This is a genomic window from Hymenobacter miniatus (assembly GCF_016427455.1).
GTDB classification, from domain to species: domain Bacteria; phylum Bacteroidota; class Bacteroidia; order Cytophagales; family Hymenobacteraceae; genus Hymenobacter; species Hymenobacter armeniacus.
Window position 1 is genome coordinate 80,724 of record NZ_JAELXR010000004.1, and the last position, 19,811, is coordinate 100,534.

Sequence of the window (19,811 nt, forward strand, 5' to 3'; positions counted from 1 at the left end):
TGGCTAATTGCCTAAACCATTCATGAATCCGTTGTAAATGACGGTATGCCGCTTGCCAGGTCGTGGCAAGCGGCATACCGTCATCATGCCCGAACGTCTGGACGGGCCAGCGCCTCCGACGCTTTATCGTCTTCTTCCGACTCCTTTGGGGAAAAACGGGCCTTAAAGCGGGCATACAGGGCATGCATGCCGAGCAGCAGCAACCCCATGAAGATAAAGACGAAGGCGCGCGTGATGGTTCCGCTGCGGCTCAGGTCAAAAAATACCAGCCGGAGCAGCGAGCCCAGCATGCCGGCCAGGGCGAGGTAACGCAAGTCCTGACGCCGCAGCAACAGGCTGGTGCTGAAGACGGCCACCACTTCCAACATCAGCAACACGGTGAGTACCGAGTGGTCGAAGGACTGCACGAGCAACAGCGTGAACGCCAGGAAAGCCGGGTAGAGCAGCCAAGCTTCGAGTACGCGGCGCGGCGGGTGGATGAGCCGCTCCCAGGCGGGCGAGTGGCCGGCAGGAGAATGGACCGCTTGCAGCGCCAGGGCAATGTAGGCAAACAGCAATGCCACTGCCGCTGAAATTCCCCACCAATCGAAGCTCAACAGCTGTTCCGGCGTGATGTAGCGCAGGCAGGCCAGGCTAGCCGTGCCGGCCGCCAGCCAATAGTAAAGCCGGCCGTACGCGGCCAAACGGCGGAAGCGTGCCGGGATTCGGGAAGCCACGAACGTCAGCGCCAGCGCGCCTGTCGCCCACAGCAGCGGCAGCCAGGGCGTGCGCACGTGGTGGCCCAGCGTGGCCGTGCCAAAGAGCAGCGCCGCTTCAGGTAGCCAGGGGTGCAGCCGGCGCCAAGAGTTGTACACCGGACCCGTCGCGGGCGGGGTGGCCAACGCCAAGGCGGTGAGCGTGGCGAAGAGCGCCGCCGCCGTCACGTATTCGGCGGGCTGGCCGAAGAACCGCTCATTCAGCGCGAGAAGGTACCCATGCGTGAGCAGGCCCGCCGTCAGGAACCCGTAGCTGAGGTGCAGCAGGTAGCGGTCGGGAAGGCCTGCTTGCCATACCGCCGACTCGTTGGGCAGGCGGCGGCGCCACATCTGGGCGGCGGTGAAGGCGGCCCCCGCCAGTCCGGTAAAGCCCAGCGAGAGGTAAGCCACGTGGCCCGCGGGCACGGCGGCCACCAGCGCCACCATCAGGTGCAGCCCCAGCAGGTACACCCACGGGCCGCGCACGAACCGTTGGGCTGGCGCCCACCACGACACCCAGGCGCCCACCAACGGCACGGCCAGCGTGGGCAGCAGGTACAGCAGCACGGCCTTCGCGCTGGCCAGTTGTCCGGCTGGCAGCCGCAGCGCGTAGCTCCACTGCAGGCCCAGGTAACCCACCGCCGCGAGCAGCAGGCCGGCCCACACGCCCGGCACCGCAACCCGGCGCCGCAGGTACAGCAGGGCGCTCAGCAAGCCCACCATGGCCCAGGCGGCCCAGGCTTGGTCGTACACCAGCGCGCCGCCACTGAGCAGCAGCCAGCCCACGGCCAGCCCCAGCGCCGGCAACCGCAAGGTACCACTGAGCGGCAGCACCGCGTACTCTTCGCCTCCCTCCAAGCGCAACCGGTGCCGCAGCTGGTAGCCCACCGTGAGCAGGGCCGCCCCGACGAGCAAGGCCGCCCGCACCTCCGCCCCGAAGGCGCTCGGCGACGTGTAGCGCACCAGCAGGGGCAACAGGGCTGCCAGCAGCACCAGCAGGTAGGTCTGCAAATGCAACAGGTCATCTTCGTCGCGGCCACGCAACAGCAGCGCGGCCAGCATATTCTCAGCGTACAGAACCAGTAAGACGCCCGGCCAACTCAGGCCGGCCTCGTGCAAGCCCAACGCGGCCAGCACGACAAACGCCTGTCCCAACACCAGCTGCTGGCGCCGCACCCAACGGGGCAGTAGTCCCCGGGCGTGCACCCATGCTGCCAGGCCCAGCGCGAGGCCCCCCATGGCCAGGAGGGCCCCCAGCAGCACGACCGCCGGCGCTCCGGGTGCGCTAAACAGCGCCCGGCCCAGCAGCAGCCCGGTGCCGGCTTGCAGCAAGCCCGCCAGCCCCGCGATGCCGGCCAACAGGTCCCGGTCAGTTTTCGCATCATCCGGCCCTTCGGTATGCCGGGCCGGCAATAATTGACGGTGGGTGAAATCAACCCATACGATTCCCGCCCAGCCGGCCAACGCCAGTACCAGGGCATCGCGGTAAAGCGTAGGCAGCAGATTGTGGTCAGCGTTGCCGATGGCCAGTAGCAGCAAACTCAATCCCGCGGAACAGGCGCCGGCCAGGGCAACCCGGTAGATGAAAATCTCCCGCTTTCGGGCGGCGAGTAGGGCAACCGCCATGTTTTCGGCAAAAAGTAGGCCCAGCACCACGGACCAGCTCATCCCTAACTCGTGCCAGCCCGACACCGTGAGCAGGGCGAATACCTGCGCCAGCAATAGCTGCAGTGGCCGCACCCAGGCGGGTAACCGGGGCTCGGCGCGCACCCAGGCAGCCAGTGCCAACGCTACGCCGCCCATTAGCAGGAGCGCCCCTAACAACGCAATTACCGGCGCTTGCTGCCAGCCAAACAACACGCGCGCCAGCAGCAGGCCCGTGCTGGCTTGCAGCAAGGCGCCCAGCCCCGCAAAGCCACTAAGCAAGCGGTGGTTTGTGTCGGATATTTCTGATGAGCCGGAAGCCGACAGCTGCCGGTAAGCCCACCGAAGGAAGGCCAGGCTCAGCCAGCCGGTCAGGGCCAGCACCAAGGCGTCGCGGTACAGTTCACGGGGCAGGGCGTGGTTTACCTTCGCCCAGGCCGTCAGCAACAAACTGCCACCGGCCAGAAAGGCGCCGGCTTGGGCAATGTGGTACAGCAGCGGCTCGCGCCGCCGGCCAGCCAGCAGGGCCACCGCCACATTCTCGGCATAAAGAATGCCCAGCACCACCGCCCAGCTCAGGCCCAATTCGTGCAGGACTAGACCAGCCAGTAACGCGAAGCCCTGCGCCAGTACTAGCTGCTGTTGCCGCACCCAGGTCGGGATTTGGGGAGCGGTGCGTATCCAGGCCGCTAGGGCCAGAGCGCCGCACGCCAGGGTCAGCAGAGCACCGAGCAGCAGTGCAACGGGCGCGTGGTCCCAGGCAAATAGCACGCGGGTCAACAGCATTCCGGCCCCCGCCTGCAACAGGCCGGCCAGCCCCGCAAAGCCTGCCAATAGGTTGCGGGCCGACGTGGCGGGAGAGTTAGCCCCAAACCGCTCCTTCGCGTTGGGTTCCTCTGCTTGCAGCAGCGGCTGCTTGTACATCAGCTGGGTGAACGCCAGGCCCGCCCAGCCCGCCAGGGCCAGCAAGAAAGCGTTGCGATACAACACTTGGAGCAGGCTGGAATCGGCGTTGAGGGCCGCGAAGAACAGCAGGCCACCGCCTGCCAGACACGCGGCAAATAGGGCCACGCGGTACACCAGCGCTTCGCGTTGCCGGGCCATGACCAATGACACCAGCAGCGTTTCGAGCAGCATAAACACCAGAATGACCGAAGGGGTGGCGTGCCAGCCCTGCAGCGACAGGGCCGTGGCCAGCGCCAGAATGAGCGAGATGATGGTATCGGTCTGGAACAGCCAGCCGATGCCGAGCTTTTTGGCTTGACGCCCGGCCCAGAAGGTGAGCAGCGCGCCCAGGCCCAGCGGAATGGTTTTCCAGATGGAGCCCGTGCTGTACAGGTAAAGGTTAATGCCCAGACAGGTCCAGTTGAGCAGGTGGGCGGTGAAAAGCAGGGGTTCGAACCGGCGCTGGGCGTACACGCGGCGGTACTGCACCACGGCGGCGGCCAGGCCCACCAGCGCCACCAGGGCCATGGCCGTCAGGCGCAGGGAGTTGGTAATGTCCGTCAGCTGCCGGTGCCAGTAGAGGTGGAAGGCGAAGAAGCTGGCGATGCCGAGCAGCAGCTGGTACTTCCACCGCTGGCGGTAAGTGATGGCGATGGTGAACGCCGTGACGGCCGCTGCCGTGCCCAGCGTGAGGGCCGTGGGCGGCAGCACCGCCAGGGCCACCAGGCTCAGCACGCCGTGCAGCGTGGCGACTTCCTCGCGGCTGGCGCGCCAGGCCAGGAGCAGGTTGGCTCCCACGCCGGTGAGGAGGAGTAGGTAGTCCCAGGGCGCAGCTACCCAGCGCAGGCCCTCAATGCTCACGGCGGCCACGCAGGCAAACAGGAAGATGGCGGCCGCGCTGCTCAGAAGCCAGCCGTTGAGCTGCCGCGCGAAGCTTTTCTGCCGAAGTGCCCACCGCACGCCCAACAGGCCCGCCGCGAACGCGCAAATCAGCAGAAACCGCAACGGCGGACTCACCCGCAACGCCGCGTAGATGCCCAGAAAGCCGACGCCCGTGACCAGCACCACGGCCCCGAGGATGCCGGTCCAGTTTTCCAGGATGAGGGTGGCGGCCCGCTCCCACCAGGTGGGCCCGGTGGGCGCCGGCGGGGGCGGCGGGCGCCGTAGCGGCCGGGGCGGAGCTGGCGGCACGGGTGGCAAAGGTGGTGGAGCCGGGGCTGCTACTGCCGGCTCAGGGGCAGCCTCAGGGCTAGTCTCCGGTATGGCGCCTGCCGCCGGAACCGCTACTTCATTTGGGATGACAACCGACTCAGAAACAGGCGCAGCCACTGGGGGGGCGGGCACCACTGGTACGGATACCGGGACCGCTGGAACCGGTTCTGGTGAAACCAAAGCCGGCTCGGGTGCAAGCGCGGGCGTTGGTGCTGCCGGAACAACCGGTGCTTCTGGCAAGCCCAATGATTCCACTGCTGCTTGAACCGAAGCTGCAGGTGGAGCTGGCAACGCTACGACCGGCTCCGCAACCACAAGCTCAACCGGAACGGGTGCTGGGGCAACTGGCTCGGCCACCGGCTCCGGAACAACCGGCTCGACGTCCGGCGAAGTAGCCGGAGACGTTTCCGCTTCTGAGGCCTCGACCGGCACAACAGCGGCCGTAGCAGCGGCGCCTGGCCGTAGCAGGGGCGCTACCGTCGGGGCGGCAGTGGGCGGCGCCCCCGCTTCGAGCAGGCCGTCCACCTGTTCGCGCAGGCGCAGTAGCTCCTGTCGCAACTCGGCTTGCTGCCTGCTAAACTCCGCTTGGCGGATTTTCACCTCCTCCTGCAACTCCAGCAGTCGCTTGGGCAGGTCCCACACCCGCAAGGCCACCACAACAGCAATAATTAAAATTACAACGAAAGCATCCATGCCGAAGAACAGTGAATAAATGATTGGTTTTCAGGCAATAATTTGCCTTTAGTTGCCTGCCTGTTTTTCGGCTTGCCGCAGCTGCTGGCGAAGGCGGTACACCTGCTGGAACTCCCGGGGCAGTTGCCGGAGGTGGGCCTTGCTGCGCTCGTCGTTTTCCCAGCGCACGGGCACTTCTTGAATGCGGAATCCGAAGGCGCGGGCGCGGGCCAGCACTTCCAGGTCGAAAGACCAGCCGTTCACGGTGCAGGCGCCGAAAATGCGCTCGGCCGCGGCGGCCGTGAAGGCTTTGAAGCCGCAGTGCGTGTCGGCCACGCCGGGGAGCAGCACGCGCTGCACCACCCGGTTCGCGAGCCGGCTCCACACCCGGCGGTGCCAGGGTTGGGGCCGCGTGACTCGCGACGCCGCCAGGTAGCGCGAGCCGATGGCCATGTCGGCCCCCTCGGCCAGCGCCTGCAACAGCGAATTCAACTCATCGATGGGGGTGGAGCCGTCGGCGTCAGAAAACAGGCGGACCTGGCCCGTGGCCGCCCGCATGCCCAGGCGCACCGCGTGGCCTTTGCCTCGGTTGGCCGGGGAGCACAGCACGCGCAGACCGGGCAACTCGCCGGCCAGAGCCGATACCAAGGCCACCGTTTCGTCGGTCGAACCGTCGTCGACCACGAGGATTTCAAAGCGTGCGGGGCGCGCGGCCATAAACGCATGGAAGCGCCGCAGGGTAGGTTCGATGCGTTGCGCTTCGTTGAAGGCTGGGATGATGAGACTCAGTTCCATTGGTCTCAGGCGTGTTTTTGAACCCGAAATCCGTCGAGCCGACTGCCCAGGTGGGCGTAGGCAATGGGGCAGCGGGCAGAGCACGTTTTGCCGCAGTCAAACTGTTGCCGAATGTCCTCCACGGAATACTCGGCCAAGGGCTTGGCGGGCGCGCCGGTTTTGGGCTGGCACAGGTGCACCAGGCCGGCGCCGTCGACCTCGAAGTGGCGGGCCCCGGCCCGGCATTTCCAGGGCTTGCTTTCGCCGCGGGCCAGGGGCAGCTGGAAGTTGTCGTTGAGGATTTGCGGCAGGCGGCCTTTCAGGGCCCGAATGCGCAGGTAGGCCTGCAGGGCTTCCTCGCTCAGGGGCAGGGCCTGCCCGGCGCTGTCGCGCATCAGCGAGCACTGGAACCCGAAGCCAAAGCCGACCACCACCTTGGCCACTTCTTCCATCTCGGCCGGGTTGCCGGAGCCCAGCACCCCGTTCACGCGCACCCTAAACTGGGCGTGCTCGCGCAGCAGCTCCAGCTTGGGGCGAAGGCGGCGCATGCTTTTCTCGGTCACCTCGTTGTCTTCCAAGCTGTCGCAGCTGAGCTGCATGCCGAACAGGCCGGCCTCGTTCAGGCTCTTGATGAGGGGCGCCTTCAGCACGTGGCCGTTGGTGTTTATCATCGGCACCATGCCGGCTTCCGCGATGTAGCGCACCAACTCCGCGATGTGGGGGTGCAGCAAGGGCTCGCCGCCGTTGAGCGTCACGAACACGGCTTTCAGCTTGCGCAGCGCGTCCACCCGGGCTTTGAGCTCCACCAGGGGCACGGGCTTCGATACCTTGTCGTACTCGTAGCAATAGCCGCAGGCCAGGTTGCAGCGGCGCGTTACCACGATTTGCACCAGCACGGGCCGGTCTTTGTCCAGGGCGGCTTTGGTGAGTTTCCACAGCACCCGGGTTCGGGAAATGCGCAACGGGGAATCAAACAAGGGCAAACGCATGGGGGAGGAGGTTGACGGTGAAAAAGAAGGACATGCCGCGTTCGGCTGCGGCTAGGATGGAGCAATACTCTCCTGCGTTTCGCCCGTCCGGAAGTGCTTTCTGTTGAAGGAGGATGCCGGGGCAATGAATCGGGAAAAGAGCCCGGTGAATCGGCAGCCGGCGTGCGGCTTTTCGCCGGGTGACCTGATACTTTTGCCTTGCTGCTCCGCGAGGGTTCTCCGTCTTTCCGGCCACGAACGGAGCCATTGACTCCGCCTTTCTTTATCCGCGACCGTGGCCTTAGCGCCCGGCGTCGCCTCACCCTAGCCCCATGATTCGAAAAATTGCGCTGGCGGCGCTGGCCGCCACGGCGGTCTTCCACATGGCGGTGTTCATCCAGTTTGGCACCTTGTGGGTGGGCGCGCTGGCCAGCTACCAGGAGCTGCTGCTGGTGTTTGCCTTCCTGCTGGCCACCTTCTTAGCACACGCGCGCATTGCCCCCGCCTTCGGGGCCAACCGCCTGACCCAGCTGCCCGCCTGGGCCAAAGCCCTGCTGGAAGGGCAGAGCGTGGTGCTGGTCAGCGTGGCGTTCTGGCTGCTGTTCTTCACGCTGCCGCAGCACTACCTGGTGCCCACGGCCGACGTTTCGCCCCGCGCCCTGCGCCTGTCGCTGGCAGTGAGCGCCGTGCTGTCCTTGTTTTTCTACTACTTCGTGGAGCGCGAGCACGTGCGCCAAAACCTGCAGCAGGAGGTGGTGCGGGTGGCGCAGCTGCAAAAAGAAACCTTCCAGGCCCAGCTCGAAGCCCTGAAAAACCAGGTCGACCCCCACTTCCTCTTCAACAGCCTCAACGTGCTTGGCTCGCTGATTCAACTCGACGCCGACCGGGCCGTGCAGTTTCTCGGCCAACTGGCGGAAGTGTACCGCGCCCTACTCGACACGGGCGCGCAAACGCTGGTGCCGTTGCACCAGGAGATGTCGCTGGTGCGCGCCTACGCCAGCCTGATGGAAACGCGCTTCGGCGAGGCACTGCGCGTGGAATGGGACGTGGCCCCGGCCTGGGAGCAGGCCCTGGTGCCCCCCACCGCCGTGCAAATGCTGCTGGAAAACGCCATCAAGCACAACGGCGCCACCACGCGCAAGCCCCTGCTTATCAAAGTGTCCGCCGCCGACGGCCGCTTGGTGGTCGAAAACAACCGGCAGCCCCGCACCGACACCGTGGCGTCCACCCACACGGGCCTGCGCAACATCCAGCGCCGCTACCAGCACCTGACCGACCGCCCCGTGGAAATCGTGTCCACGCCGGCCTCGTTCGTTGTCCGCCTTCCCCTGCTTACCGCCCCCGCCGCATGAACGTCGTTGTCATCGAAGACGAGCCCCTGGCTGCCCAGGCGCTGGCCGCCTTGCTCACCCGCCTGCGGCCCGCCGCGCGCATCCTGGCGTCGCTGGGCTCGGTGGAAGAGGCCGTGGAATGGCTGCGCGAGCAGCCGGCCCCCGACCTGCTGTTGTGCGACATCCATTTGTCGGACGGCAACAGCTTCGAGATTTTCCGGCAGGTAGCCGTCAGCGCCCCTGTCATTTTCACCACCGCCTACGACGCCTACGCCATCCAGGCCTTCCAGGTGAACAGCGTGGACTACCTGCTCAAGCCCCTGCAAGCCGCCGAGGTAGAACGCGCCCTGCAGAAGTACGAAACCCTCCGCCCGGCCGCTTTGCCGGCCGCGGCTGAAAACGTGCAGCGCCTGGTACGCGCCACGCCCCGTACGCGCTTTCTGGTGAAAACTGCCCAAGCCCTAAAAGCCGTGCCGGTGGACCAGGTGGCCTATTTTTTGGCCGAAGAGGGCGTGGTGTTCCTCGTCACCCACCCCGGCAAGCGGTACATCATCCCCGACACGCTCGACCAACTCGAAAGCCAATTAGATGCCCAGAACTTCTTTCGCATCAACCGGCAGTTTATCCTGAGCATTGGGGCGGTGCAGGAAATCCGTCCCTATTTCAAAGGCCGGCTGGTGCTACAGGTGGTCCCTCCAGCCGCCGAAGAGGCGCTGGTCGTCAGCGCCGGGCGCGCGCCGGCCTTTAAGCAGTGGTTAGACCATTAATCCCTGCCTTCGCCGGATTGACTCTTTCGCTGAACCGTAGCACTCCATTCGCGAGGTAGCGCCTTTCAGTGTCTTCGAATTTTCACCACGCTCTTTCGCTGTCTTTCCTTGCTCTTCAACCTGCTGTTTGCGCGCGTTCAGATGGGGCCGCCTGGTTTCTATTTGGTTATGCTTCCTATCCTGGGCCTGTTCTGGCTCGCCACGAAAGCCGTGGCCTGGGTCGATGGGAAGAACCCGGCCAAGCAGGTGTTGGGCAAAGTCCTCTTCGCGCTACTCGGAGCCGTGGTCCTGTACCTAATGTACGCGTTTGTGGAAGCGCTAATTGGCTAAGAGTTTTCGTTAAATAAGGCCCGTTTCACTGGACTGGGTACACCGTTGTAAACGGGTGTATCTTCCGCCTCCCTCCCACGAACATGGGTATTTTATCCGAGACTGTTTCCTTCGAGGGCCGCTTACCAACGGCCGCCGCCTTCGTTACGGCTTTGTCTCAGCATACCGGCGAAGCGGTTCGGTTTGATGAGGAAACGGAAGTGCTTTCGTGCGCTGCAATAGGTCATGACGTGGGCTTTTGGGCATTAGTCTATGAGCCTGGCCGCACTTGGACGTTGCGGAATCTCAACTTCGGTGGGGACTACCTCTATTTCGCGTCGTTTGCCGTACTGCAATCACTTGGCGGCACGCGGAATGCGGCCCTTTTCACGCAACCACCCGCGCTGCCCGTGTGGGCCTATAAGCCGTGGAGACTGGCAAAACAGGAGTGTAAACAACGCCGTGCTCTTTGGCTAACCCACGAAGAAGCCTGCCGACAGGGATTGGCGCGAAGTAATGAGGCGCTCTAGTCGTTAATACGCTCCTTTGCGCCATTCCCACCGTTAGAATAAACACCTAGCTAGGCACTAGTAGAGGGGTCTGGGGAGTGTGTGCGCAACGTGGGCAGGAGCACAACCATAGCAACGAGGCGTGACCCAAAAAACGCCACGTAGGAGAAGGCCGTCCACAGCGAACTGTGCAGCACTGGCAGCAAGGTCGTGCGGTACTGCACCACGGTGTACACCAGCGTGGCGACTTGACCGAGCACAAACAGCCACTTGAGCAGCGTCACGCCGCGGCGGATGGCGTAATAAAAGCCGCCGAGCAGCACGAAACCCAACAACAGCATCCCCACCGTCGCGGGTTTGTGGAGCGCCCCACACATGGCCCACGCGCTGTCCACCAGGGCCACCGCCAAGCCAAGGAATAAGATGTTCGAGGCAAGAATTTCGCGACGACGCGACGCAATAGGGTCCATAAAGGCAGCATCAATGGGCTTGGCCAAAGATAAGGCGCTCGTGCAGTCCCCAAGGCCGTTAAATAAAAGCCCCTTTTGCTACTCGGACCCTTTTGCTGAACCGAGGGCGAACCGTTCTGCCTAAGGAAACTCCGGAGGCCTCTCCGACGAGGGAGCAAACAAGCGGTTCACCCGCGGCTGCAGCAGCCAGATGCCCACGGGAAAAAACCAGAGCAAAAAAAACTCTCCCACGTACTCGCCAAAGGACACCGGGGCCTGGCGTTCCACCGTTTTGAGGGCTTTGGCCGTGAAGTAGAGGCAGTAGAACACGCAGGCCATGGACGCCAAGTGCAGCAGCACGAGCAGCGCAACCGCGCCGCCGGAGGGGCCTCCCCCCGACGCGGTCGCGACGCCGACCACGAGCAGCAACAGGTACGCGACGGGAACCGCGGCGGCGAGGCGCAACCGGGTCAGATTCATCGGCGCCGCGGCCGGCAGCCGGCGGTGCAGGTGGACGTTGAGGGCCACGAACCACGCCAGCAGCGCGCCCAGGCTCAGCAGGGAGGCTAGCAGAATGCCCGGTAGCACCCAGCGGCCCGCGTGTCGGGAAAACAAGGAACCCATCACCACCATCTGCAGCACCAGTGGAACGCCCACCACGAGCAGAAAGAGCTGCCAGGCCTTGAGGTGTAGAAGTGCGCGCATAGAGGGAGGACGCCAAACAAGAGGGTAATCCGTCAAACATACGCGGTCCACCGGCAGCTGCGTGAAATAAGCTTCTTTTCCTACTCGGACCGTTTCGCTGAACTCAACCCTTATCTTGCTGAGAGCAGGCTCCGTCACCAGCGGGCGGTTAAGGGGCTTACCGGCGCGCAGCGGCGGGCACCGTTCGGCCAGCTCAGCGATGGGCAGAGAACGGCCTGCGTAAGTCCAGCAAATCGCCGCATCGCGCCACTCACGGGACTACCCATTAATCGCTTACCTGCCGATGCGCCTCGTAAAGAACGAAGCGATGATTATCAGGAGGGCCAAAAAGCACCACTCGAAAAACGTTATTGTCAACCCAACTGCCGCATGGCCCACCTCGATGAAGATTTGCTTCGAAAATAAATACCCTTCGAGCGAGAACATGACGGAGGTTAACGCCACGACTGAAGCAACATAAACGGGAATCAGCCATGCGAACGCGCGCCGTCTGTGGCTGGTGAACAAATACCCCGCCGACAACAGGGCAAAACACCCCCAAAAAAACAGCATGAATACATTGGTGTACATGTTGGCTGGCGCGACCCGAGTTGTTGAAGGCGTTTCCCATAGGCAAATTACGACCTGCCCCAAGGAATCCAGAAAATAGCTCGTTTTACTAAACCACTAGTAAAAATAGAATAATTGCCCAGCAAGCTATTGCCGTGCTCAGCGAGTTTACGAAACTCGTCTACGATTCAACGTTTACGAAACGCATGTAGTAGATGAGTTTCGTAAACCCGTTGGCTTACAAAAAGGCACTCGCATTCCGAAGAATTTTAAGATGTTCAGCCCCGTTGAGCCGCCGGCTGCTGGTATGCAACGATGGGCTCAGCTATAGTCAATCTCCGTGTTGTCGCCGATGTTCAGCGAGTGGTTCATGCCGCGGAAGGACGCGTCGGAACCCACGATGCAGTCGTGCATCACGGCCGAGCGCAGCTCCGAGTAGGAGCCAATGATGGAGTCGCTCAGGATGGTGTTTTGCACGATGGTCTTGTCGCCAATGGCCACGTTGGGGCCGATGATGGACTGCGAAATGCGGCAGCCCCGCCCGATGCTGACGGGCGGAATAATCACCGAGTCCGGAAACTCCGAGTAGTCGCGCGGCTCCAGGAATTCGGCCGTGTTCAGCAGGCGGGCGTTGGCTTCGAGCAGGGTTTCCTTGCGGCCGCAGTCAAACCAGTTGTCGACGGGGCAGGTCGTCATCACCTCGCCGTCCTCGATGAGGCGCATCAGCGCGTCGGTGAGCTGGAACTCGCCGTGGGTGCGCACGTCGGTTTCGCGCAGCCACTCCAGGGCCTGGGCCAGCTTTTCGGCGTCGGCCAGCTTGTAGAGGCCCACCATGGCGAAGTTCGACTTCGGAATTTTGGGCTTTTCCACCACCTTGTTCACGCGGCCGCCGGCCCCGGTCTCCACAATGCCAAAGCGGGTGGGGTCCTTCACCTCCTTCACGGCCAGCACCGAGCCGGGCGTGGCCAGCAGGGCGGGCAGGTCCACGTCCACGATGGTGTCGCCGAGCAGGATGAGCACGCCGTCGGGGTCGTGGCGGAACTCCTCGCGGGCCAGCCACAGGGCGTGGCCCAAGCCCTCGCGGGGCTCCTGCATCACGAAGGTGGCCTTGAGGTCGGGGTAGTTGCGGCGCACGTAGCGCACGATTTTATCGCCCAGGTAGCCCACCACAAACACAAACTCGGTGAGCCCAGCGCCCTGCAGGCGGTCGATGATGTGGCCCAGAATGGTGTTGCCGGCCACCGGCACCAGGCTTTTGGGCTGGGTGTGGGTGTGGGGGCGCAGGCGCGAGCCAATGCCGGCGACGGGAATAACGGCTTTCATTGTAATGAACCGGAGGAGAAGTCGATGAAGGAAGGGCGGAAACGGCGAAGAGTGCCAGCTACGCAGCAAGCTACAACTACTAGGGCCAAGCTACGTACTTTGCGCCAAGCCCGGAACCAAACCGGCGCGGCGGCCGCAGGTTTTGGCCGTTGCCGCTTGCCCTCCGAGCATCTTTCACCATCACCCCTTCTTTTTTCACATGAAACGCTTTCTTCTGTATTTCGCGGGCCTGGCCCTGTTGCTCACCCAGTCCTCGTGCGGCTACAACGGCATGGTGCAGCGCGACCAGGCCGTGAAAGCCCAGGCCGGCAACGTGCAAAGCGCCTACCAGCGCCGCAACGACCTCATCGGCAACCTGGTGAACACCGTGAAGGGCGCCGCCAAGTTTGAGCAGGGCACCCTCACCTCCGTCATCGAAGCCCGCGCCAAGGCCACCAGCGTGCAGCTCAACCCCGGCGACCTCACCCCCGAAAACATCAAGCGCTTTCAGGAAGCCCAAAGCCAGGTTTCGGCCGGCCTGGGCCGCCTGCTGGCCGTGTCGGAAAACTACCCCGACCTGAAGGCCAACGCCAACTTCCAGGAGCTGCAAGCCCAGATAGAGGGCACCGAAAACCGCATCAACGTGGAACGCAACAAGTTCAACGCCGTCACCAACGACTACAACACCTTCACCCGCTCCTTCCCCAACAACCTGTTTGCCGGCATGTTCGGCTTCCAGCCCAAGCCCTACTTCGAGGCCGACCCGGCCGCGAGCAAGGCGCCCACGGTGCAGTTTTAAATTTCAGTTATCAGTTAACAGTGAGCAGTGAACGAGTAGGGCCTCAGCCGCTACTGTGGGTTACCGGCTGCTCACTGTTAACTGTTCACTATTAACTGCTAACTGATGAATAACCCCCTTACCCCCGCCCAGGACGCGGCCTTGGTGGCCGCCATCCGGCAGGCCGAAGTCACGACTTCGGGCGAAATCCGGGTGCATCTGGAAGACACCTGCCCCACGCCCGAGCCGCTGGACCGCGCCGCCCAGGTGTTCGGCGAGCTGAACATGCACAAGACCGCCGCCCGCAACGGCGTGCTGTTTTACCTGGCTTGGCAAAGCCGGCAGTTTGCCGTTATCGGCGACTCGGCCATCAACGCCGCCGTGCCCGATGACTTCTGGGAAACCACCAAGGAAGCCGTGCTGGAGCAGTTCCGCCACGAAAACTACGTGCTGGGCCTGGAGCGCGGCATCAAGATGGTGGGCGAGCAGCTGCAGCGCTACTTCCCCTACGATGCCAAATCCGACCAGAACGAGCTGGACGATTCTATTTCCTTCGGCGGCCCAAAGCCGTCTTCCGACGCATGAAAAATTCCGAGGCTGACGCCAGGATAGACGCGCCCCGCGCGCAGGCGGCTGGGGTGCGCACGCCCCGGCCCGCGGCGTGGCGCTGGCTGCTGGTGCTGCTGTGGGCCCTCACGGCGCTGGGCGCGGCGGCCCAAAACGTGCCGCCCCGGCCCAACCCGCCGCGTCTGGTCAACGACCTGGCCGGGCTGATGCAGGCCGGCGAAGCCGATGCGCTGGAGCGCAAGCTGGTGGCCTACAACGACAGCACCTCCTCGCAGATTGCCGTGGTCACGGTGCCCACCCTCGACGGCGACGACGTGGCCAACTACGCCCAGAATCTCTACGAAAGCTGGGGCATCGGCCGCAAAGGCAAAAACAACGGCATCCTGATACTGGTGGCCCAGCAGGAGCACGTGGCTCGCATCCAAACCGGCTACGGCCTCGAAGGGGCCGTGCCCGATGCCATCGCCAAGCGCATCATCAGCAATACGCTGGTGCCCGCGTTCCGCCAAAACCAGTACTACGCCGGCCTCGACCGCGCCACCGACCAGCTCATTGCCCTCGCCAAAGGCGAGTACAAAGCCGACCCGGAAGACGCCCGGCCGCAGCGCACGCGCGGCTCATCCGGCTCTGGCATTCCGTTCTGGCTCATCATTGCCGTGATGGTGTTCATCTTCATCATGCTGCGCAACCGGGGCGGCGGCCGCGGCAACCGCGGCTTTGGCGGCGGTTTCGTGCCGCCCATCATCTTCGGCGGTGGCGGCGGCTTTGGCGGCGGCGGAGGCGGCTGGGGCGGTGGCGGCGGAGGTGGCGGCTTTGGGGGCTTCGGCGGCGGCAGCAGCGGCGGCGGCGGCGCCAGCGGCAGCTGGTAGGTTTTTAGTGGTTAATGATAAACGGTTAGTGGTCAGTGCCCGGTTATTTACCGCTGGGCACTGACCACTAACCGTTTATCATTAACCACTAAACTCAGTGGTCGCTCTGCACGCCCACCGGAATGGCCACCGTCAGCCGGTTCTCGGCCGGCGGCACGGGGCAGGAGTAGCCGTGGTTGTAGGCGCACGAAGGATTGTAGGCCCGGTTGAAGTCCAGCTGCATCACGGTGGTGCCGCGCGGCGGAGTGCGCAGGTCGATGTAGCGGCCGCCGCCGTAGCTGCCGTGGCCGTTGGTGAGGTCGGTGAAGGGCAGGAAAAGGTAGTCTTCCAGGCCAGGCCGCTTCAGCAACTCTTGGTTTTGATACACGCTGAGCCGCTGGGGCTGGCCGTTGAGCACGAAGCGCAGTTCGCCGTATTTGCGGTAGGTGGGCCGCCGGGCGGTGCTGGTTTCCATGGCAAAGGGCCGGGAGGTAGAGTCGCGCACAAACGTGGCCGTCACGTAGTAGCGGTACTGGGTGGGGTAGTAGGGCAGGCTGACGAGGGCCTGCTGCTCGGCCAACGTCAGGGGCGACTCCTTGGGGTTGCGAAACTCCGCGTTCAGGGCCTGCTGAAAGGCCAGCACGCTCTGGCGGTGGGCCACTGAGTCGAGGTGCGCGGGAGCGGTTTGCGCCTGCGCTGCGCGGGTAAGCAGCACGCTTACTAGCAGGAAGGAAAAGAAAGATTTCATGAGCCAAAGCTACTGCGCCTCCCGCGCCAGCAGGCCGTTTCCAACCTTATTGCCCAAACGCTAGTATCAAGCCTTGATTCGGCGGTAGCAAGGCCGCGGACAATTTCTTTCACCCTTCTTTTGTCGATGCCATGAATGCTTCCCGCCTGACCCTCCTGTTCTTTTTCTTCGCCCTGGCCACCACCCTCACCGGGTGCGACGCCATTACCGGCATCTTCAAGGCCGGTGCCTACACAGGCATCATCGCCGTATTTATCGTGGTGGCGCTGCTGTTCTTCATCGTGAACAAAATGCGCGGCCCGCGCCCCTAGTCACCGAGGCAACCATCCAACAAAAAGCGCGGCCCCTTCACAGGGGCCGCGCTTTTTGCGTTGCATCGAAACCGGGAGGCTATTCGCTGCGCTGCTTGCTGGGCATGGTGCCGATGATGTGGTCCCAGAGCGTGCTGCTCACGCCGAAAGCCACCTCGTCTTGCCGGTAGTGGTGCTGGCTGTGGTGCGTCCACCACACTTTCAGGAAGTTTTTGGGCGGCGCGTAGGCGTGAATGGCATAGTGCACAAACAGGTACATGGCGTAGCCAAACGTGAAGCCCGACAGCAGCCCAAACGCATACGAGCCGAAGCTGAAGCGGAAAATGAAGAACAGCAGCGAGGCTACGAATACCGTGATGATGGGCGGCATGGCCAAGCGCGTCTTGTCCTTGGGGTACTCGTGGTGCACGCCGTGCATGGTGTACTGGAACTTGGCCCGGCCCGGTGTGGTGGCCGGAATATGGTACACGTAGCGGTGCACCAGGTATTCCACCAGCGTGAAGGCCAGCAGCCCCACCAAAAACAGCCCCAGCGCGCCTAGGCCCGTCATGAAGCCGCGGGTGAGGCCATAATACATGCTCAGCACGCCCGTAACGGCGAAAATGCCCACCGGCAACGCAATGTGCGTATGCGAAAGCCGCTCCAGCACGGGGTTCTGAAACAGCTGGGCCGAGCCTTTGTGCTTGGGCCGCATGGGGGCCGCGGCGGAAGCAGGAGTGGGCTTAACGTCTGGTTCTTCGGTGGATAGGGTTTGCATAATAAGGACGAACAACAAACGGATGAAGGTGCAAAATTACGGTGCCGGGGGCAAAGTGCCCGGCAAGGCAAAACCCGCGCCAGCCAGCTGCGCCACCACCGCGGGCAGCGTGCAGGCCGCCGAGCAGCGCAGCCGGGCCTGGGCATAAAACCCTTTCCGGGCCTTCAGGGTTTCGCGCAGCCAGGCTTCGGCCCCGCCCGCGGCCGCGATGAGGGGCCGTTTGGCCACTTCCTCGGGTGGCAGGCGGGCGGCCAGCACTTCCACCGGCACGTCGAGCCAGAGCGTGATGCCCGCGCTGTTGAGCAGCGCCATGTTGTCGTGAAAGCAGGGCGTGCCGCCGCCCGTGGCCAGCACCAGCGGCGGCCCCGCGTGGGCCAGAGCCCGCCGCAGCACCGCCGATTCTATCTCCCGAAAGCCGGCCTCGCCCTCGGCGGCAAAGATTGTCCGCACGCTGCGCCCGGTCTGCGCTTCAATGGCCACGTCCAGGTCGAGAAACGGGCGGTTAAAATGCGCGGCCAGCTGGCGGCCCAGGGTGGTTTTGCCGGCGCCGGGCAAGCCCACCAGGCTCAGGTGGCCGGAGCCGCCGGGCAGAATTGAACCAAGTGGTGGGCTTTGCTTCACAGGTTTGCAGGTAGGGAGTAAACGAGAACGTTACCCCAGCTTCACGCGTGGGTCGAGCACGGCGTAGAGCACGTCGACCGCAATGTTGATGACGACAAACAGCGCCGCCACGAACAGCGTGGCGCCCATCACCACCGGGAAATCGAGGTTTTCGACGGCGCGCAGCGTCACGGTGCCCAGGCCTTTCCAGTTGAAGATGTATTCGATGAAAAACGCGCCGGCCATGAGCGAGGCCAGCCAGCCCGACACGGCCGTCACCACGGGGTTGAGGGCGTTGCGCAGGGCGTGGTGCAGCACGGTGGCGGGGCGGCTCAGCCCCTTGGCGCGCGCCGTGCGGATGTAGTCCTGGCTCAGCACGTCGAGCATGCTCGAGCGCGTGAGCTGCGTGATGATGGCCAGCGGCCGGATGCCCAGCGCCACGGCCGGCAGCAGCAAATTGCGCAGCACCAAGTGCCGCTCACCCGTGAACGGGTCGGTTTCATACAGCTGCCCGGTGAGGCTCAGGCCCGTCCAGCGGCTCCAGTAGAAGCCGAAGGTGACGGCGATAAGAATGGCCGCTACGAACGAGGGCACCGAAATGCCCAGCACCGAGGTGCTCACCAGTACCCTATCCAGCCACGACTGCGGCCGCAGCGCCGCCGCCACCCCAAAGGCCACGCCGCCCACGCTGGCAATGAGCATGGCTGCCAGCGCCAGCCACATGGTGCCGGGGAAATAATCGAGCAGAATGCGCAGCACGTCCTTGTTGCTTTGGAAGGAGCGGCGCAGGTAGGGCTTTTTGAGCACCAGGGCGCGCTCGCCCAGGGGCAGCACCGTCAGGCCGCCGTAGCGGGCGCGGCCGGCCGAGTCGCGCGGGTGCAGGCCCAGCGGCGACACGTCGTTGAGGTAGCCCGCGAGGCGGGCGGGCAGGGGCTGGTCGAGGCCGAGGTCGGCGGTGATGGCGGCTTTGGTGGCCAGGTCGGTGCGCTGGCCGGCCAGCAGGGCGGCGGGGTCGCCGGGCAGCACGTTGAACAGCAAAAACACCGTGCACGCCACGCCCACCAGCACAAGCAGGCCCTGGCCCAGGCGACGAAGAATGAAAGCAAGCATAGAACTGGGCCGCCGCGGCAGCGGCGGCAACGGGTATTATTTCGTTGCCGGCGCTTTCATCAGCCGCTCCACCTCATACAGCGGCGGCAGGTCGTGGTAGTGGTACTTGGCCTTAATCACGCCGTCGCTGAGCACCAGCAGGCCGGGGTTGGAGCGGATGATGGACTTGAGGACCGTGGCATCGGCAAAGTAATAGGGCCCGGCCAGGTTCACGTCGTGGCGGAACGAGTCGAACTTAGCCGCGCTGGTGCTCGTGATGGTGAGGGCCGTGATGCCGCGGCGCGACTTGGCGGCGCCTTCCATCAGGGCGTTGATGGCGTCGAACCGGTCGCGGTCCGTCTTGTTCGTGTTCTGCACGATGAGCACCAGCTTGTTGCCTTTCAGCAGCTCCTGGGTGTAGGAGTTGCCCTCCACGTCGCTTATCTCAAAATCGGTCACGGCCGGGGTCGACTCCTTGGGGTTGAGGGCGGTCATGGCCTGGTATTTCCAGGTGGTGTCGGTGGGGTATTGGTCGAATTCCTTGGTTTCGCCGTTGCGCGTCATCGTGTAGCGGTAGCGGGCCGGCTCGGCGGGTTTCATCAGCTTGTGGATGTCGGCGCCCACTTTGTAGGGCAAAAAGTCGAAGTAGGGGAGGTGGCCCAGCGCCCGCACCCCAATGCCGATGGCAATGGCCGTGGCAAACGTCATCACCATCACGCCCAACGTGCCCTGCACAAAGGAGTGCCGCAAAAACCGTTTGTTGAAAAACACCACGGCCCACAGCACCAGCAGAAACAGGTCTTTGAAAAACGACGTCCAAGGCGTGAGCTTGATGAAGTCGCCGAAGCAGCCGCAGTCGGTGACCTTGTTGAAGGCGGCTGAATAGAAAGTCAGAAACCCGAAAAACACCAGCAGCCCCAGCAGCGCCCACAAAATGATGCGCAGGTGCCAGCGCAGCAGCAGCGCCACACCCAGAATCACTTCGAGCGAGCTGAGCACGATGGAAAGCGTGCGCGAAATGTTCTTGAACCACAAAAAGAAGCCGCCGATGGCGGGCAGCGACTCGGCAAATACCTCGAAGTATTCTTCCAGCTTGTAGGCCGTGCCCACCGGGTCGTTCAGCTTGACGAGGCCGGAGAAGATGAAGATGGCCCCCAGCAAAAACCACGCAGCGCGCGTGAGGGTGCGCAAGGGGTGGGGCGCCGGGGCAACGGGAGCGGTGACGGAACTAGGAACTGACATA

The 19,811-nt window shown here is 63.9% G+C and carries 19 protein-coding genes; 7 read left to right on the plus strand and 12 right to left on the minus strand.

Annotated features, from left to right (window positions below):
- Nucleotides 1–83: 83 nt before the first annotated feature.
- From JAO73_RS07590 to JAO73_RS07600, 3 genes are all read right to left on the minus strand, one after another.
- On the minus strand, nt 84–4,514 hold the full coding sequence (locus JAO73_RS07590) for a DUF2339 domain-containing protein (RefSeq protein ID WP_198976487.1): 4,431 nt from the start codon (nt 4,512–4,514) through the stop codon (nt 84–86).
- 762 nt (nt 4,515–5,276) lie between these two features.
- Nucleotides 5,277–6,002: a dolichyl-phosphate beta-glucosyltransferase gene (locus tag JAO73_RS07595; RefSeq protein ID WP_198976488.1), complete on the minus strand. Its 726-nt coding sequence runs from the start codon at nt 6,000–6,002 to the stop codon at nt 5,277–5,279.
- Nucleotides 6,003–6,007: 5 nt separating this feature from the next.
- Nucleotides 6,008–6,943, minus strand: a complete 936-nt coding sequence (locus JAO73_RS07600) for a radical SAM protein (RefSeq protein ID WP_198976489.1) — start codon at nt 6,941–6,943, stop codon at nt 6,008–6,010.
- Nucleotides 6,944–7,281: 338 nt separating this feature from the next.
- On the opposite strand from JAO73_RS07600, the gene JAO73_RS07605 reads away from it, so the two are divergent.
- The 3 genes from JAO73_RS07605 (at nt 7,282) to JAO73_RS07615 (ending at nt 9,377) form a co-directional block, all read left to right on the plus strand.
- Nucleotides 7,282–8,301 carry a sensor histidine kinase gene (locus tag JAO73_RS07605; protein ID WP_198976490.1) on the plus strand — a complete coding sequence of 340 codons (1,020 nt, stop codon included), beginning with the start codon at nt 7,282–7,284 and terminating at the stop codon, nt 8,299–8,301.
- Nucleotides 8,298–9,047, plus strand: a complete 750-nt coding sequence (locus tag JAO73_RS07610; protein WP_198976491.1) for a LytR/AlgR family response regulator transcription factor — start codon at nt 8,298–8,300, stop codon at nt 9,045–9,047. The genes JAO73_RS07605 and JAO73_RS07610 overlap by 4 nt, the downstream gene beginning before the upstream one ends.
- A 168-nt stretch (nt 9,048–9,215) precedes the next feature.
- On the plus strand, nt 9,216–9,377 hold the full coding sequence (locus tag JAO73_RS07615; protein ID WP_198976492.1) for a hypothetical protein: 162 nt from the start codon (nt 9,216–9,218) through the stop codon (nt 9,375–9,377).
- A 559-nt stretch (nt 9,378–9,936) separates the two neighbouring features.
- On the opposite strand, the gene JAO73_RS07620 is transcribed toward JAO73_RS07615, so the two are convergent.
- From JAO73_RS07620 to JAO73_RS07635, 4 genes are all read right to left on the minus strand, one after another.
- Entirely contained in the window at nt 9,937–10,362 is a 426-nt protein-coding gene (locus tag JAO73_RS07620; RefSeq protein WP_198976493.1) for a hypothetical protein, read from the minus strand.
- A 93-nt stretch (nt 10,363–10,455) separates the two neighbouring features.
- Nucleotides 10,456–11,019: a hypothetical protein gene (locus tag JAO73_RS07625; RefSeq protein WP_198976494.1), complete on the minus strand. Its 564-nt coding sequence runs from the start codon at nt 11,017–11,019 to the stop codon at nt 10,456–10,458.
- A 273-nt stretch (nt 11,020–11,292) separates the two neighbouring features.
- Nucleotides 11,293–11,589, minus strand: coding sequence for a hypothetical protein (locus JAO73_RS07630; RefSeq protein ID WP_198976495.1), 297 nt, complete (start codon nt 11,587–11,589; stop codon nt 11,293–11,295).
- Nucleotides 11,590–11,889: 300 nt separating this feature from the next.
- Nucleotides 11,890–12,891, minus strand: coding sequence for a sugar phosphate nucleotidyltransferase (locus tag JAO73_RS07635; RefSeq protein ID WP_198976496.1), 1,002 nt, complete (start codon nt 12,889–12,891; stop codon nt 11,890–11,892).
- Between the two features lie 199 nt (nt 12,892–13,090).
- On the opposite strand from JAO73_RS07635, the gene JAO73_RS07640 reads away from it, so the two are divergent.
- The 3 genes from JAO73_RS07640 to JAO73_RS07650 all read left to right on the plus strand — a co-directional run bounded on the left by JAO73_RS07640 (nt 13,091) and on the right by JAO73_RS07650 (nt 15,084).
- Nucleotides 13,091–13,669 (plus strand): LemA family protein, encoded by a 579-nt coding sequence (locus tag JAO73_RS07640; RefSeq protein WP_198976497.1) that lies wholly within the window; start codon nt 13,091–13,093, stop codon nt 13,667–13,669.
- 105 nt (nt 13,670–13,774) lie between these two features.
- Nucleotides 13,775–14,233, plus strand: coding sequence for a TPM domain-containing protein (locus JAO73_RS07645; protein ID WP_198976498.1), 459 nt, complete (start codon nt 13,775–13,777; stop codon nt 14,231–14,233).
- A complete protein-coding gene (locus tag JAO73_RS07650; RefSeq protein ID WP_198976499.1) occupies nt 14,230–15,084 on the plus strand; it encodes a TPM domain-containing protein in 855 nt (284 codons plus the stop codon). The genes JAO73_RS07645 and JAO73_RS07650 overlap by 4 nt, the downstream gene beginning before the upstream one ends.
- A gap of 94 nt (nt 15,085–15,178) precedes the next feature.
- Here the strand turns inward: JAO73_RS07650 and JAO73_RS07655 are convergent, their stop codons facing one another.
- Nucleotides 15,179–15,811 (minus strand): DUF1684 domain-containing protein, encoded by a 633-nt coding sequence (locus JAO73_RS07655; RefSeq protein ID WP_198976500.1) that lies wholly within the window; start codon nt 15,809–15,811, stop codon nt 15,179–15,181.
- A 131-nt stretch (nt 15,812–15,942) separates the two neighbouring features.
- On the opposite strand from JAO73_RS07655, the gene JAO73_RS07660 reads away from it, so the two are divergent.
- Nucleotides 15,943–16,122, plus strand: coding sequence for a hypothetical protein (locus tag JAO73_RS07660; protein WP_198976501.1), 180 nt, complete (start codon nt 15,943–15,945; stop codon nt 16,120–16,122).
- 79 nt (nt 16,123–16,201) lie between these two features.
- On the opposite strand, the gene JAO73_RS07665 is transcribed toward JAO73_RS07660, so the two are convergent.
- Genes JAO73_RS07665 through JAO73_RS07680 form a run of 4 tightly spaced genes read right to left on the minus strand, consistent with a single transcriptional unit; the run spans nt 16,202 to nt 19,810 of the window.
- The gene (locus tag JAO73_RS07665; RefSeq protein ID WP_317191209.1) at nt 16,202–16,879 is read right to left on the minus strand and encodes a sterol desaturase family protein; all 678 of its coding nucleotides are present in this window, start codon (nt 16,877–16,879) and stop codon (nt 16,202–16,204) included.
- Nucleotides 16,880–16,915: 36 nt separating this feature from the next.
- Nucleotides 16,916–17,500: a shikimate kinase gene (locus tag JAO73_RS07670; RefSeq protein ID WP_198976502.1), complete on the minus strand. Its 585-nt coding sequence runs from the start codon at nt 17,498–17,500 to the stop codon at nt 16,916–16,918.
- A 30-nt stretch (nt 17,501–17,530) separates the two neighbouring features.
- On the minus strand, nt 17,531–18,589 hold the full coding sequence (locus tag JAO73_RS07675) for an ABC transporter permease (RefSeq protein WP_198976503.1): 1,059 nt from the start codon (nt 18,587–18,589) through the stop codon (nt 17,531–17,533).
- Between the two features lie 36 nt (nt 18,590–18,625).
- Entirely contained in the window at nt 18,626–19,810 is a 1,185-nt protein-coding gene (locus tag JAO73_RS07680) for a BT_3928 family protein (RefSeq protein ID WP_233168875.1), read from the minus strand.
- Between the last annotated feature and the right edge of the window lies 1 nt (nt 19,811).

Coding starts and splice junctions, on each gene's coding strand:
- JAO73_RS07665 (WP_317191209.1), bottom strand. CDS start 16,879: ATGCAAACCCTATCCACCGAAGAACCAGACGTTAAGCCCACTCCTGCT.
- JAO73_RS07630 (WP_198976495.1), bottom strand. CDS start 11,589: ATGTACACCAATGTATTCATGCTGTTTTTTTGGGGGTGTTTTGCCCTG.
- JAO73_RS07680 (WP_233168875.1), bottom strand. CDS start 19,810: ATGTCAGTTCCTAGTTCCGTCACCGCTCCCGTTGCCCCGGCGCCCCAC.
- JAO73_RS07645 (WP_198976498.1), top strand. CDS start 13,775: ATGAATAACCCCCTTACCCCCGCCCAGGACGCGGCCTTGGTGGCCGCC.
- JAO73_RS07655 (WP_198976500.1), bottom strand. CDS start 15,811: ATGAAATCTTTCTTTTCCTTCCTGCTAGTAAGCGTGCTGCTTACCCGC.
- JAO73_RS07610 (WP_198976491.1), top strand. CDS start 8,298: ATGAACGTCGTTGTCATCGAAGACGAGCCCCTGGCTGCCCAGGCGCTG.
- JAO73_RS07675 (WP_198976503.1), bottom strand. CDS start 18,589: ATGCTTGCTTTCATTCTTCGTCGCCTGGGCCAGGGCCTGCTTGTGCTG.
- JAO73_RS07660 (WP_198976501.1), top strand. CDS start 15,943: ATGAATGCTTCCCGCCTGACCCTCCTGTTCTTTTTCTTCGCCCTGGCC.
- JAO73_RS07615 (WP_198976492.1), top strand. CDS start 9,216: ATGCTTCCTATCCTGGGCCTGTTCTGGCTCGCCACGAAAGCCGTGGCC.
- JAO73_RS07635 (WP_198976496.1), bottom strand. CDS start 12,891: ATGAAAGCCGTTATTCCCGTCGCCGGCATTGGCTCGCGCCTGCGCCCC.
- JAO73_RS07595 (WP_198976488.1), bottom strand. CDS start 6,002: ATGGAACTGAGTCTCATCATCCCAGCCTTCAACGAAGCGCAACGCATC.
- JAO73_RS07640 (WP_198976497.1), top strand. CDS start 13,091: ATGAAACGCTTTCTTCTGTATTTCGCGGGCCTGGCCCTGTTGCTCACC.
- JAO73_RS07605 (WP_198976490.1), top strand. CDS start 7,282: ATGATTCGAAAAATTGCGCTGGCGGCGCTGGCCGCCACGGCGGTCTTC.
- JAO73_RS07625 (WP_198976494.1), bottom strand. CDS start 11,019: ATGCGCGCACTTCTACACCTCAAGGCCTGGCAGCTCTTTCTGCTCGTG.
- JAO73_RS07650 (WP_198976499.1), top strand. CDS start 14,230: ATGAAAAATTCCGAGGCTGACGCCAGGATAGACGCGCCCCGCGCGCAG.